Source organism: Aliivibrio wodanis, from assembly GCF_052920805.1.
The window spans coordinates 1,040,749-1,054,652 of the sequence record NZ_JBREXA010000001.1 but is presented as its reverse complement, the minus strand read 5'-3'; the positions used below and the strand labels follow the sequence as shown (position 1 = coordinate 1,054,652).

Below are 13,904 nucleotides of genomic sequence, written 5' to 3'. Positions count from 1 at the left end.
ATGGAGTAGGGAAGCCTCTTAAAGTTGAAGAACTAGCTTTCCAATCGTATTACCACTTTCTAAATCTCGATGGGCATTTACGCCTTCTTCTAGCGCATAGATATTGTGAATTGGCATTTCAATCCTACCCTCTAATATCAAGTTTTCGATTGATTTTATCGCTGCGATATTGTCTTTTTGGTTATGTGTACCACCATTGAATAATTCGAACTTTATTGACTTCATAAATGCATTTTGCAGCGCTGTTTCTATATCGGGTGCTTGATTGCTTTCAGCGAATCCATACCAAATCAAATGACCATTATTTGCAAGAAGATCGATATCTCTTGCAATAGAACTTCCGCCAGTGGCATTGAAAATAGCATCTAAACCATCTGGGTATTCGCTTCTTATAATACTTTGCACATCGTCGTGCTTATAATTTAAAACACGATCGGCTCCCAATGAATATACATATTTTTTCTTTTTATCAGAGCCCACTAAAGCAATAACTTTATGGTGTTGAGCTTTAAGAAGTTGAACTAGAGTGCTTCCCACGCTTCCTGCTCCAGCATGAACAAGTACTTTTTGAACTGAGTTACTCAAACGCTGAGCCAAGAGAATAGCCGTTCGACCAGACATACTTATGCTGCTTGCTGCTAGAGGTGAAAGCGATACAGGGACAGCTAGCTCCCACTCTAATGAGTTGGTAGTGTCGACAACAACGTACTCAGCGTAGGATTGACTGGCCGAAAATGCGACAAGTTGTCCTTTTTCGTAACCACTGACTTTAGCCCCCACCTCTTCAATAATACCTGAACCTTCCATCCCTAAGGTGAAAGGAGGTGTGGGTAACCCAGGGAAAGCACCTTTACGAATGTACGTATCTGCTAAGTTAATTCCGCTATAAGTCACTTTAATTAATAGCTGGTTATCATTTATTTTTGGCTTTTCAAAGTAGTTTATAGCCAACACTTCTGGGCTTCCAAATTCAGTTACTTGTAGAGCTCTCATTTTCTATTTCCTTAGATAATTTTTAAGATCTGATATAGGTGACTAATCTTTAGAAGCCATTTGGGTTGTCGATGATATAAAGCCAACCACCATCAGAATATTTCATCACTTCTAGAGCCATTCCTGTTTGAACATTAGGGATTTCCCAATCGGAACGAATAAGTGCGGTGTCGCCATTGATATGAATAGATACGCCGTGTGTGAGCATTTCGACGTCACCTTGCATATAGCCTTTCAAAGTCTGTGCGATAGCATCTTTTCCTCTAGCAAGGTTACCTTCAGCATCTAAGATGAATACGGCATCTTCGTGGAATAATGTCGCGAGTCCAGTCGTATCTTTATTTGAAAAATACTCTGCAAATAATTGGTGTAATTCACTAGGTGTTTGCGGTTTTGTGTAATCTGTCGATCCGTAAGATAAAAAAGAGAGAGCGCTTAAAGCAATCAACCATGCGGCTTTCATAGTGTTTCCTTAATTTGAATGTTCTGTAAAGATAGTGTGATATTATTAGAGTTAGTTACTAAAAGAAATTAGGTACTAAAAAGTAACTAATTACCTTAAAGTAACCTAAGAAGGTGCGCCAATTTTTTAAAATGCAATATGAACAAATGAAAGGAGTGGGCTATGAGCCAGCAAGGTAAGCAACCCGAGGGCTATTGTAGTGTGGATCGATACTTAACGTTGATCTCTACAAAGTGGACTGCACATATTGTTTGGTTAGTTGGTCAGCATAAAGAAATGCGGTTTGGGCAAATACAAAAGCAACTCGCCTTGGTGTCTAGCAAAGTACTTAGTGAGCGATTAAAACTGTTAACAGGAGAAGGTTTTGTTTGGAGAAGACAAGAACAGACGATTCCTGTAACGGTGTATTATGGGTTGACGCCAAAAGGAGAAGAACTGGCAGAGATTATCGATATTATCGTAAAAAAATCTGATGACTGGGATAGGTGATCTGCACTAGACAATGTAGAGAGCAACTCGGTCAAACGTCCATCATCTAGTATAACAGATTAAATACTCTAGCTTAGAAAGGGGCAATAGCAAATCAGCTATTACCCCTGCGCTTAAATAATGTTAACCCTACACCTCTCCAGCCACCGCGCATTGGCCTTCAATCATTACCTTCTGTTTCTTCTCTAGTATTTCAAACACAATCAACAACACAGCTGCTATAACAGCACCAACAAAGCACAAATACAGCGCGCTGTAGTAGTTATATAACTCACCCACAACACCAACCAAAACACTTGATACCAACACACTGATGTTCAACATGTTAGAGAACAGGGTAGAGGCCGTACCTAATCGGTCTTTCATCATGTCTTGCAGTGCGACCATTCCTAACGTTGCACATACACCAATGAAGAAGCCATTAAGTATTTGGGCAATCAGCATGCCTGTAAAGCTGGTGGTTGATAGCATAACAAGAAAGAACATAGCACCAGATATCACGCCAAGTGTCATTACTCTGGTTGTGCCCATTCTCTCTGCCATTTTTCCTGCACCAAGCATTACAGGGATCTCGCAAGCTGCCGCCATACCAAACATTAAGCCTAGCCAACTTACATCGACTTGTAGCTCTTTTGAAAGATATAGAGGCATACTGGTGATATACAAGTTGTTGGCAGAGAAAGCACAAACAATGATAAAGCAATAGAATATAACCATGCGTCCTAACGGTTTATTTTCAACAATTGCAGCGGTTCGCTCTTCTTTGGTGACGACATTATCGGGAATGAATTTAGCGATGATGAGGATTGCGATAGAGACCGTAATGGCTGATACCGCAAACGTGGCACTAAAGCCAAATTGTGCTTTAAGCATAAATGCCGCAGGCGGACCAAATACCCACGCAATGGCAAGACCCGCACGCATCTTGGCTAAAAAACTGGTGCTGTTGGCAACGTGTCTGTCACCATATTCTCGACCTAGAGCAAACAGTTGACCAAAAGAAGCGCCACTGACGCTACCAAAGACCACGGCCATCGTAATTGCTAACCAATAATCACGAATAACGGTAAAACTGGCAACCAAAATTAAGTAGCTTGCTAAAGAGACAATCAGAATGGTTTTACGGTTCCAATGCGTGTCTGAGCGTTTGGCAATAAACTGAGATACGATCACTGAACTGCTGACAGCTAGCGTCATATACAGACTTAACATCATTGGTGATGCGCCTAACTCCTCTACAATAAATAAGCTTGATAGTGGGTAAAAAAACGCACTACAAAGGCCAGTAATAAAGGCGGTGAAAATAAACAAAAATGTCTTCTTGTTTTGAGGCATAGTGAAACTCCAGTGTACGAAATAGGGGTTGGTTAGAACGTTTTATTTATGGGTAGTCTACTCAATGATCGAGGAGGTAATTGATGTTATTCGAGCTACCTCTAATACTATTCATTCATTTTATAGGGTCTCTTTGACAGGCAAGACTCATCGCGATAGCCTGACATCTTACCCATATTCAGGAGTGGCAATGAAACCGTTTAAAGAGCATATCCAAGATCAGCCCAGTTTTGATTGGTTATTTAGGGAGTTTCATTGCAGTGTTAAAGAGAGTGAATTTACCTGCTCTTGGCATTATCATTCTGAATATGAATTGGTGTTATATCTTGATCCTGAAGAAGAATTTCAAGGTAATTACTTTGCTGGAGATTCCATTGGGGAGATTAATCACAATACCCTGTTACTTTACGGTCCAGGATTACCGCACATGGTGGCTGGGCGAAGTATAAAATCAGAGCGTTTGAACAATCACCATACCGTTATCGTGTGGTTTGCACATCATTGGGTAGAGCGTTTACAGGCGGTGTTGCCAGAGGCGAGAAACATTAAACGATTGTTGGATAACTCGGCATATGGTCTTTCTTTTAGCTTAGATCTTGCGAAAAAAATATCTAGATTGCTTAGTGAAATAAAAGGATTAGATCGCCACTATCAAGCGATAAAAATTATCGAAGTGTTGATCTGTCTTTCAGATGATATTGCGGCAAAAAAGTTATCAACGACACCTTATCGTATTAAGCAGGTATCAGAAGATTCAGAAGTAAATCAACGTATTGAGCGAGCGTCTCGCTATATCGAAAATCATCATGGCGATGGAATTAAAATTGCTGATCTGTGCAAGAAATTACACATGAGTGAAAGCTCGGCTTATCGAATGTTTGAGAAGCATTATGGAATGAGTTTTTCTGATCATCTAAAGCAATATCGTATTGGTAAAGCGTGTGAGCTGTTAGCGAGTACTAACTTTCCTATCGCATTAGTGGCAGAAAAAACGGGATTTAAAAATATTTCTAACTTTAATCGCCAATTTAAAGAGTTAAAAAATATGACGCCGACAGAGTTTCGACGTCGATTTAATTAGTATTGATATTACCAGTAAGCCGTTATATTAGTTTCTGAAATTATCAATTATAGGCTCTGGCTACGCGACCATTACTGTTTAATATATAACTACTAATATAAGCTGGGATAAAAACAGATTGTCCCTTAGCCAATACCATTTTTTCCCCATTTTGGCTGTGTAATTCTAAATCACTGTCTATCGCCATTAGTATTTCAGCGCCGTGGGTTCCGATTTGGGTTTCTTTGGGTGAATGAATAATAGCGAAATTAAAGTCATTAACCGGAATGTTGTAGTTATCGTGTAGGTTATCTTTCTGTGGTGATAAAATCAGTTCATCAAAGGCAATTGGCACAAAATTAGTACATTCGACAAGCTCATTAACATCAATATGTTTTGGCGTTAATCCTGCTCGCAATACATTATCAGAATTCGCCATTATCTCTAATCCAGTTCCTTTTATATAAGCGTGTGGTGTATTCGCACTTAAATACATGGCTTCGCCTGATTGTAAGGTGATTACATTAAGAAGTAGCGGTGAAAAAAGTCCAACATCATAAGGATATTGATGGTTTAGCTCTGTGATTAAGGCAAACTCAGCTTGATCTTGATGAGTTTTAGAATAGCTCAATAGCTGGTCTAGAGCATTGTGTTTTCTCTGTTCACTTAGCGTTAATAATCCATTAAAAAATGCCTTTAATCCTTGCGGTGTAAGTGCGTGACTAAAATCATCCACTAGATCTGCTAACTCAACAATATGTAAGTCAGTGAAGAATTCTATAATCTCATCGTATGCACGAAACCCATTCATTGCTTGATAGTTAGTGAGTGCGTAAACCAATTCCGGTTTATGATTATCATCTTTATAGTTTCGATGATCGGCAGTGAGCGGGATCCCTGCTTGTTCTTCTTGTTCGAACCCCTTCTTTGCTTGGCTCTTGCTTGGATGAACTTGAATTGATAACGCTTTATCTGCCGCTAGAATTTTAAATAAAAAAGGTAGGTCACCAAATTTTTGGGCAATATCAGAAGATAGATAAGCCGATTTATTGGAATTGATTAGCTCTGATAAAGGTATTGGGTGCTGATCAAATGTCACCATTGAACAACCTTGAGGGTGAGTTCCCATCCATACTTCAGCTTGTGGTTGCTGTGATTCATTTTCAAAACCAAATAGCTCATGAATAGAAGATGTACTTCCCCATGCATAGTTTTGAATTTTGTTTTCCATCGGGAAGAAGGAATGAAGTGATAAATGGTTTGATGACATGAATTTTCCCGTAGTTGATTCTTCGAATTGGTTCGGAAGAAAGTGATTTCAGTGGTATTGGGTTAGCTGAAATACTAGAGAAAACAAAGAGCCTACACATGAGATAGGGTCTTAGAATTGTTAGGAAAAATTCTTAGAAATGGAGTGGAGATATAAAAAGCGTGAAAAGAGTCACATTGCTGATGTGATGTAGAATTAAGAGCGTAATGTCTTATTGTCCAACTTGAGTAAATCGCAAGTTTGTAACGATATACTCAAGTTGGTGTAATTGTGATGGAGTGTTTATAAATGAGGTTTTGTATCCATTGTTTTCTGGGGCGATTGAGCTTGTAAGAAGGGTAAAAGAAGAAGCCCTATTACAGCAGCGCACGTCGAAATAGTAACGAAGAAGCCTGTCCAGCCATAGGTTTCTAAAATGAGAGCCAATGGATAACCAGATAATGCTGCCCCCATATAAGCAAATAGACCAACAAAACCAGTCGCTGCTCCTGCGGAATCTTTGTGCGAGCATTCTGCTGCCGCCATACCAATTAACATTTGAGGTCCAAAGACAAAAAAGCCTATACAGAAAAGTCCGGCGGCTTGAAAAACAAAGTTAGTCAAAGGCATTAACCACAACGCAGACACCGATAAGAAGATCCCAATTGCAAACAAGATATTCATTGGTCCACGGTTGCCTGCAAATAATTTGTCAGAACCCCAACCCGCAACGAGCGATCCAATAAACCCACCAATTTCAAATAGGGATAACGCAGCGTTAGCATTGATTAAACTGTAGTTATGCTCTTCGGTTAAATATAAATTTCCCCAATCATTAACAGCAGTTCTCACGATATAAACCAACACATAACTAAAAGCGAGTAACCAAATGTACTTATTACTAAATACATAGGTTTTTAATATTTCTCGATAACTTAGCCCTTGCCCATGATTTTCTTGGGCTAATTCTAAAGGATCATTTCGCCACTTTCCTACGCTAGGTAATCCCATCGTTGTTGGTTTATCGCGTAAACGCCAACACACAATTAACCCAATAATAATGCCTATGATACCGGGCCAAATAAAGCCCGCTCGCCAGCTATAGTGCAAAGTAAGATAACCAACCAAAATTGGGATAAGCGCACCACCAATATTATGTGCAGTGTTCCATGTTGCCCAGCGAAACCCACGCTCTGATCGTGAATACCAAGTAGTTAGAAGTTTGGAACATGAGGGCCATCCCCAGCCTTGAAACCATGCATTCAGCATCCAAAGAGAGATAAAGGCCATTAAAGAGCTAGAAAAACCAAAAGCGATATTAATTATCCCTGTCGCTATTAAGCCGATACCCATAAAATAGCGCGGGTTTGAGCGATCAGAAATCGTACCAGAGATAAATTTTGAAAGACCATAAGTGATATAGAAAAGGGTGCCAATTAAGCCTATATCCCCTTTATCTAAACCTAGATCGGTGATCATTGCAGGGGCGGCATAGTTAAAGGTTTTACGGGTAAAGTAAAATCCGGCATACCCAACGTACATCCCTAGCATGATATGCAAACGCCAGTAACGATAGCTTTGATTAACCTTTTCTTCACTTAGTTGTGCGGTATTTGAGGTGGTTGAGCGTAAAAATCCAAACATATCTATACTCACACTTTAGGTAATGCAATACTGATTTTAGTACCAGAAAGCGGGGTGTTTGAGTTAATTAGCATTTTTCCTCCAAGAGCTTGAACACGTTCTTGCATACCGCGAACGCCCATTCCTTTCATTAAGTCTTGTGCTTTAAAACCAATGCCATTATCAGAAATTAAAAGCGTGACTTGATTATCAAGAGTGAGCGTAATATGGATCTCACTGGCCTCTGCATATTTATAAGCGTTGTTTAATGACTCTTGGCATAAACGAAAAATGGTGACTTTGAGTGTGTCACTTAAACACATGTAATCACCCTGCCAATTCAAGTTGATATCAATACCATGATCAGAAAATTCCATTTCTCGAATAAGCTGCTCAACAGATTCTTTGAGATCGAGATCATCCAACATCTTTGGTCTTAGTTTCGTTAATAATCGTTTAGTGGTGTCATATACATTTAAGGAAAGTGTTTCTATCGTATCAGCACAACGAACACTCATCTCGGCGGCATCAATACGTTTTATGATGTTTGCCTGAGTTCGTATTGCGGTAATATTCTGACCAATTTCATCATGTAATTCACGAGCAATATCACGACGTACCGATTCTTCAGCGGTAATTAATTGGCGAGAGAGGTTTTGATTGCGTGAAAGCTCACTGCGTAGTTTATGGTTTAAATCTTTTTGTTTCTGCACCGCTAAACCAAGCAATATACCTGTAATGGTTTGTGCAGAAAGAGATAATAGTAAGTCGGTAATTTCTAATTTAGATACGCCACTATGAGCTGCTATTAATGCGACGCTATTGAAGAGTGTGGCTAATAATGCACCTTGCCAACCGTAACGAACAGCAAGCAATATAATAGGGATCGCCATACAAAAAGGAGCAAAGCGTCTTAACTTCTTCAGGCAAGCTCGTCTGTATAACAATACTGGCAATAAATAACAGGCTATACAGCGCAATATGACGAATTTTAAATTCAACAACGGTATTTATTAAGTAAGAACTTAGTGGCACCCATTTGTTTTGGAAGAGGTAATTCCAGACTAAATAACACATAGGGACTAACATAAGACCACCAGTGATACTGACTAACCACACCATATAAATCGAAGAGACATGGAAACCAACGGCAGAAAGATTAATAAAAGCCATGATAATGATAACGCTTGTCATGACTAATAGATGGCGATTTTGATCACCGTAGTAATAACGTTTGGCCAATAAGGTCACAGGGATACTTAATGCACTGGCAATGAGGACGGTTAACCACTGAGGCTCATTAAGTAAAAGAGCGAGAGCAATCGTCAGGCCCCACTCCGCAATGTAAATGGCAGGCCAGTATCTTGTTCGTGTGTGCAGTGTCATCCCTAATCGTAAAGAAAAAGGAAACAACAAAATAGCCAGTTCAGGATCGTTAATGAAATAGTAGGCAATGACCCACAAGCAAAACCATGAACAACCAGCCATAAAAATGCCACAAACAGAAGTGGCTAAATAAGTTCGCATTAGTAAGCGTCTTGAGAGAATAGTTTGGCTAACTCAACGTTGTTTTTAACGCTCAGTTTATCCATCGCGTTGGCACGGTGCACATGGACGGTTTTATGGCTTAGCCCCAATTCTGTTGCGATAGACTTAACATCTAACCCATTAGCAAGTAATTGACATACTTCGTTTTCTCGACGAGTTAACTGGCTGAGTGATGTGTTTCTTTTTACTGGTGTTGCGAGTTTTATTGCAATGTCAGGAGTAAGATAACATCCCCCGTTTGCTCCTGTTCGAACCGCTTGGATTAGCTCATCAGGGCTGCAACGTTTACTTAAATAGCCTTTTGCTCCCAGTTCTAAAGACTTTTCAACCATAGCGGGAGAGTCATGAACACTGAGCATAATACTGGCGATGCCAGAGGGAATATCTTCGAGCAGGCTTAAACCACTTTCATCCTGCATTGAAATATCTAGGATAACGACGTCTGGATGACAACTTGGTAGTCCGAAACGAGCTTCTGCAGCAGAGCTGAATTCACCAACCACAGAGATATCAGATTCTAGGCTGAGTAATTGGGCGAAACCAGAACGGACAATGACGTGGTCATCAACAAGTGCAACATTAATCATGATATTAACCAGAGTGTAGAGTGAGAAACGAAATAAACTCCAGCGATAGGAGTGATAATAGAATCAATATTAAGACAGAATAATGATACTTAATTGAAAGGGTGATTTGTATGATCTCGCGCGCTTTACGTGAGTTAAGCGCGCGAAAATTGATTACGCTTGTTGTGCAGCTAAGTGCAGTTTTTTAGCGTGACGGATCTTTTTCTCTTCAGCGATAGCAACGAAAAGAAGTAAGACAATACAAATCGCGGCGGAGGTATCTAATGCGGCGAAAGTACCTTCCCAGCCAGTTAAGCCGAAGATAGGCGTGCCATCGGCAATCATACCAAGGCCTAGTTTTGCAAAGCTGTCACCAATTAAGTAAGCGAAGGTGCCTTTAACACCATCAGCAACACTGATCGCTTTTTTAGGAACAAAACCAACAGCAGCAACACCAATCAATAATTGAGGACCAAACACTAAGAAACCAAGAATAAAGAGTGAACCAAGGTACATGAATTCGCTCGTCGCATTTTGATAGAACTCAAGCGATACAATGATAAGACCAAGAGAGACACAAGCCACCAAAGCACGGCGGCCATTAGCGAGATCGGATAAATAGCCCCACATTAGCGTACCAACAAGTGCTCCAACTTCAAACAAAGTGAAGCCTGTGATAGCGGTTTCTTTTGATAGGCCAAGTTCTTGGTATGCGTACACGGTTGACCATTGATCGATACCGATACGAACAATGTATAAGAAAATGTTAGCGAAGCAGAGTAACCAGATCACTTTGTTTTTAAGTACGTACTCAACAAAGATCTCTTTTTTCGTCATGTGGTTTTCTTCAGCGATGGTATCTTCTTCACTGATTTCTTCGTCAAAAAGCTCTTCTACCGTACCTAAACCGTAAGCTTCTGGAGAATCATTACCAAAGCGCATCCCAATAAAACCAACGATGATCGCGATAATAGAAGGAAAAACGAACATACCAACAACGCTGCCATTAAAAAAGTAGTTAGCACCAAATAGAGCGACACCAGCAGCACCAGCACCACCGACATTATGGGACATGTTCCACAGGCCTAAATATGAACCGCGTTTATTACGTGGCGTCCATTTAGTGATGGTGGAATAACTTGATGGGCCACCCGTACTTTGGAAGAAACCGCTCAGAGCGTAAAAGGCAACCATCATGAATAAACTGGCACTGCCACCGCCCATGCTGAAGCTGAAACCTAGCATCGCTAAACCAGAAAGAATAAGCATGAAAGGCAAGAATTGTTTGGTGTTTTTACCATCGGCATAATAGGACACAACGGTTTTACCAATACCGTAAGTGATTGAAAATCCAAGACCAATTAAGCCAAGTTCTGTCATCGATAAACCGTAAGTTGAAATCATGTCGTTTTGTGCGACATTGAAGTTCTTACGAATTAAATACATGGTTAGATAACCAATAAACACGACTAAGTAAGATTGTAGGAAAGGTTTAAACCACATCTTTCTTCTGACTTCTACCGGAAGATCTAGCGTCGGTTTTCTAACCTGCTCTAAGAACTTTAACATTGTGAACTCTCTTATAATGTATGAGGGGATGCATGAGGGGTTAACCAATAATGCTCTCTTGTTATATTGAAATAATAGAGTTCTAAAGAAAAAGGCACATGAGAGAGGGTCTTAGAATGACTAGGAAAAATTCCTAGATATAAGATAAGTGTATTGAAAGCGTGAAAAGAGTCACATTGTAAATAGTTGTATAGGAAAAAGTCATTGTTAACGTCATTGAAGTAGGTTAATTGGCTGATTTATTCATAATAAGGTTAAATATTGGACTAAAGGTATAAGTTTTTTACTTTGAGATTGATTCTCAATACATTCACAGACAAAATGCATTAACTATCCATTTATCAATATACCTTCTATGTGCGCAATCTTTTCTCAACAATCAACAGAAAATTATCAGCTTGTTACTCGTTCGATTCGACTTGATGGACATGTAACCAGTGTAAAGCTTGAAGTAAGTTTTTGGCTGATCCTTGAAGAGATTGCTCGTTATCAAGATCTGACCGTTCCTCGTTTTATTTCCACAATACATAAGGAAGCTTTAGAGCATAATGGTGAAATAGCCAATTTCGCCTCTTTGCTTAGGTGTGCTTGTTTACTTTATTCTCGTAACCCACAATATGTATTGGATATGGCGGCGCAACAACGAAATCAGAGTGTTTTGTAAAATGTGTATTGTTGTACTCAGGTACTACCATTTAGTTTCTTTCTTAGGGTATTCTCCTTAGCTCCCATGAAGGAAATACTACGGTTGATATCAGCTCCGATTGGTATCAATTTTGTTGGTAGTTTTCTTTCTATAATTGTCCTGATGGATACACTCTTAGAGAATAGAAAATGATCAATTTAACAGCACAATTTTATGCAAAAGTAGGACAAGAAGAAAAATTGCATCAATTACTTAGTGCAATGCTTATACCAACACGAAATGAAACTGGTTGTATTCGCTATTGCTTGTTCCAAGATCAAGCGGATAATCGAAAATTTTTATTTCAAGAGCAATTTTCAGACCAAGCAGCCTTTGATGAACATTGTAAAGAAGCGCATTTTATTAGCTTACTTGAAAACTTGAATGGGGTGATTGAAGAAGAACCTAGTATTACTTTCTATCAAAGTATAGAAGTTTAAAGGACAAAGGCGTTCACATAGAGCGCCTTAATTTAATACATAAATTAAACCGATTTAAATAACGTTCACTTTTCCCAAGAGTTGAGGTTCATTGGAACGATCATGAAAACAGTTAATTAGTTTATTTTTTTCAGTATAAACAACGAGAAAATCAATAAGTTCATGCATTGAAATAGCTCTTACACCTAAATCGATTACGCAACCAGCATGATGCCGATTAAAATCTGAACCAACTCGAATAATTAATTTATCAGGGCTAATAAGCTGCTTTACACGTTGTAATAATGAGCGGACTTGATTTTTACGTTTGGTTTTATCTCTAAAAATAGCGGTTTGAACTGGTACATTGACAAAACTAATATCACAGTCTGACTTTTGTGTTGCCGCTTTTATGTGGCTTCCCAACGCAATAGCATCTGTGGTAAGTCCTTTAACTAAACTAAAGCCTGTAGCATCACTACTGGTTGCTGCGGATTTATTTTTAGCAAGTGGGGAGAATTGGCTTGCCCCTTTTTCTAAGAGAGTATTTGCAGCTTTACCAAACAGTTCAGCGTTATTGCTACCGATAGACCCGTTCAATGCATTCTTTAATACTGGAACAGTCGTATTTGCGAAACCAGCGGTTGCCCCTATCATTACTAGATGACCCACATTATTTATTGCGGCATTAGCTAGAGGGTAGGCTGTAATACTATTCAGTTCCTTACTACTGCGATTGATCCAAATTTTAATGCTTTGATATCTATTTGTGACATAAAGATACTTATCTTGTTTAGTTTCAATGTGATTAAGTTCTGCAATTACAGATTCAATAACACCAGACATAAACATATCTTTTACTGACACATCATAAGCCGGTTTATGTAAGTTTCTAATTGGTAGTGAACCTCGAACCGCTATCCCCATTCTTTTGTCTGAGGTACATCCGTTCATTTCATAACAGACCGTTGCTTCATCTAGTTGCCATGGTAATTTCATATTCATCTTCCCTAATTGGTTTTTATAAAATAGTAGCAGAGTTCAAAATATGACGGTAGTTGATAGTTCTACAATGGTTCCATTTTTTAAAAGAATATATGCTGTAATTTCCTATTCTTCTGGTGGGATTAATTGTTATATGCTTTGAAACTAGGGTATGTAGTATTTCTTTTGGCGAAAAAGGCAATCAATACCGCAAGTATTTTATCAAATACTATTGTCATACTCAGGTACTACCATTAGTTTTATTTCTCAGGGTATTCTCCTTTTATTATAATAAAGGAGTATATATGGCTAAATTAATTCACAGTATGATAAGGGTGACTAATCTACAGAACTCAATTGACTTCTACCGTAAAGCACTAGAAATTGAAGTGGTTGAACAGTATCAGTTTAATGACTTTACACTTGCTTATCTTGCAAATTCTGAAACTGGTTTTGAACTTGAATTGACCTATAATCATAATCAAACTGAACCATATGTTCATGGTAATATGTATGGACATCTTGCGGTAAGTGTTGAATGCATAGAAAAAACGCATCAAAATTTGATTCAGCATGGAATTGATGTATCAGATATTAAGTCATTGAATCACAATAATATTTCATTAGCGATTTTCTTTTTTATTACCGACCCTGATGGGTATAAAATTGAATTTATTCAGCGCAGAGGTCGATATATTTAGTCAGGTAAATTTAATGGAGAATTGGCATTCATAAATGAGTACTTAATAATAAAGTACTCAATATAAGGTGCCTTATTTTTGCTTGATTAAGAACAGCGGTACTCTATTTCAGCGCTTGAATGTAAATTAACCTCGATTAAATCCTGAATATCATCAATTGTAATAATTGACTCTTTACGATCTCTGCTATAACATGCATAAAAAATACATGTTATAAATT

Annotated in this window: 13 protein-coding genes and 1 pseudogene; 5 read left to right on the top strand and 9 right to left on the bottom strand. The window is 38.7% G+C overall.

The genetic code is table 11. The features are described from left to right. Positions 1–18: 18 nt before the first annotated feature. Entirely contained in the window at positions 19–993 is a 975-nt protein-coding gene (locus ACU5DF_RS04825) for a quinone oxidoreductase family protein (protein WP_446712000.1), read from the bottom strand. Between the two features lie 49 nt (positions 994–1,042). After that, complete coding sequence (locus tag ACU5DF_RS04820; protein WP_446711999.1) at positions 1,043–1,456, bottom strand: YybH family protein; 414 nt, start codon at positions 1,454–1,456, stop codon at positions 1,043–1,045. Between the two features lie 162 nt (positions 1,457–1,618). Between ACU5DF_RS04820 and ACU5DF_RS04815 the strand changes: the two genes are divergently transcribed. Beyond that, the gene (locus ACU5DF_RS04815; protein WP_446711998.1) at positions 1,619–1,945 is read left to right on the top strand and encodes a winged helix-turn-helix transcriptional regulator; all 327 of its coding nucleotides are present in this window, start codon (positions 1,619–1,621) and stop codon (positions 1,943–1,945) included. A 129-nt stretch (positions 1,946–2,074) separates the two neighbouring features. Here the strand turns inward: ACU5DF_RS04815 and ACU5DF_RS04810 are convergent, their stop codons facing one another. Continuing rightward, entirely contained in the window at positions 2,075–3,280 is a 1,206-nt protein-coding gene (locus tag ACU5DF_RS04810; protein ID WP_446711997.1) for a sugar efflux transporter, read from the bottom strand. Between the two features lie 190 nt (positions 3,281–3,470). On the opposite strand from ACU5DF_RS04810, the gene ACU5DF_RS04805 reads away from it, so the two are divergent. Further along, positions 3,471–4,361, top strand: coding sequence for a helix-turn-helix transcriptional regulator (locus ACU5DF_RS04805; protein WP_446711996.1), 891 nt, complete (start codon positions 3,471–3,473; stop codon positions 4,359–4,361). Between the two features lie 43 nt (positions 4,362–4,404). Here ACU5DF_RS04805 and manA read toward each other — a convergent pair whose 3' ends face one another. The 5 genes and pseudogenes from manA to uhpT all read right to left on the bottom strand — a co-directional run bounded on the left by manA (position 4,405) and on the right by uhpT (position 10,895). Further along, positions 4,405–5,610: a mannose-6-phosphate isomerase, class I gene (manA, locus tag ACU5DF_RS04800; protein WP_446711995.1), complete on the bottom strand. Its 1,206-nt coding sequence runs from the start codon at positions 5,608–5,610 to the stop codon at positions 4,405–4,407. Positions 5,611–5,892: 282 nt separating this feature from the next. Continuing rightward, entirely contained in the window at positions 5,893–7,233 is a 1,341-nt protein-coding gene (locus ACU5DF_RS04795; RefSeq protein WP_446711994.1) for an MFS transporter, read from the bottom strand. Between the two features lie 8 nt (positions 7,234–7,241). Next, a pseudogene (gene uhpB / locus ACU5DF_RS04790) lies at positions 7,242–8,700 on the bottom strand (signal transduction histidine-protein kinase/phosphatase UhpB). A gap of 38 nt (positions 8,701–8,738) precedes the next feature. Beyond that, a complete protein-coding gene (gene uhpA, locus ACU5DF_RS04785) occupies positions 8,739–9,347 on the bottom strand; it encodes a response regulator transcription factor UhpA (protein ID WP_446711993.1) in 609 nt (202 codons plus the stop codon). 153 nt (positions 9,348–9,500) lie between these two features. After that, the gene (gene uhpT, locus ACU5DF_RS04780) at positions 9,501–10,895 is read right to left on the bottom strand and encodes a hexose-6-phosphate:phosphate antiporter UhpT (RefSeq protein ID WP_446711992.1); all 1,395 of its coding nucleotides are present in this window, start codon (positions 10,893–10,895) and stop codon (positions 9,501–9,503) included. 355 nt (positions 10,896–11,250) lie between these two features. On the opposite strand from uhpT, the gene ACU5DF_RS04775 reads away from it, so the two are divergent. Together ACU5DF_RS04775 and ACU5DF_RS04770 are read left to right on the top strand one after the other, a co-directional pair. After that, a complete protein-coding gene (locus ACU5DF_RS04775; protein ID WP_045103494.1) occupies positions 11,251–11,559 on the top strand; it encodes a ribbon-helix-helix domain-containing protein in 309 nt (102 codons plus the stop codon). A 170-nt stretch (positions 11,560–11,729) separates the two neighbouring features. Then, a complete protein-coding gene (locus ACU5DF_RS04770) occupies positions 11,730–12,020 on the top strand; it encodes a putative quinol monooxygenase (protein ID WP_045103495.1) in 291 nt (96 codons plus the stop codon). A 54-nt stretch (positions 12,021–12,074) separates the two neighbouring features. Here the strand turns inward: ACU5DF_RS04770 and ACU5DF_RS04765 are convergent, their stop codons facing one another. Further along, positions 12,075–12,998, bottom strand: coding sequence for a hypothetical protein (locus ACU5DF_RS04765; protein WP_446711991.1), 924 nt, complete (start codon positions 12,996–12,998; stop codon positions 12,075–12,077). Between the two features lie 290 nt (positions 12,999–13,288). Between ACU5DF_RS04765 and ACU5DF_RS04760 the strand changes: the two genes are divergently transcribed. Next, complete coding sequence (locus ACU5DF_RS04760) at positions 13,289–13,684, top strand: VOC family protein (RefSeq protein ID WP_045103497.1); 396 nt, start codon at positions 13,289–13,291, stop codon at positions 13,682–13,684. The last annotated feature ends 220 nt before the right edge of the window (positions 13,685–13,904 follow it).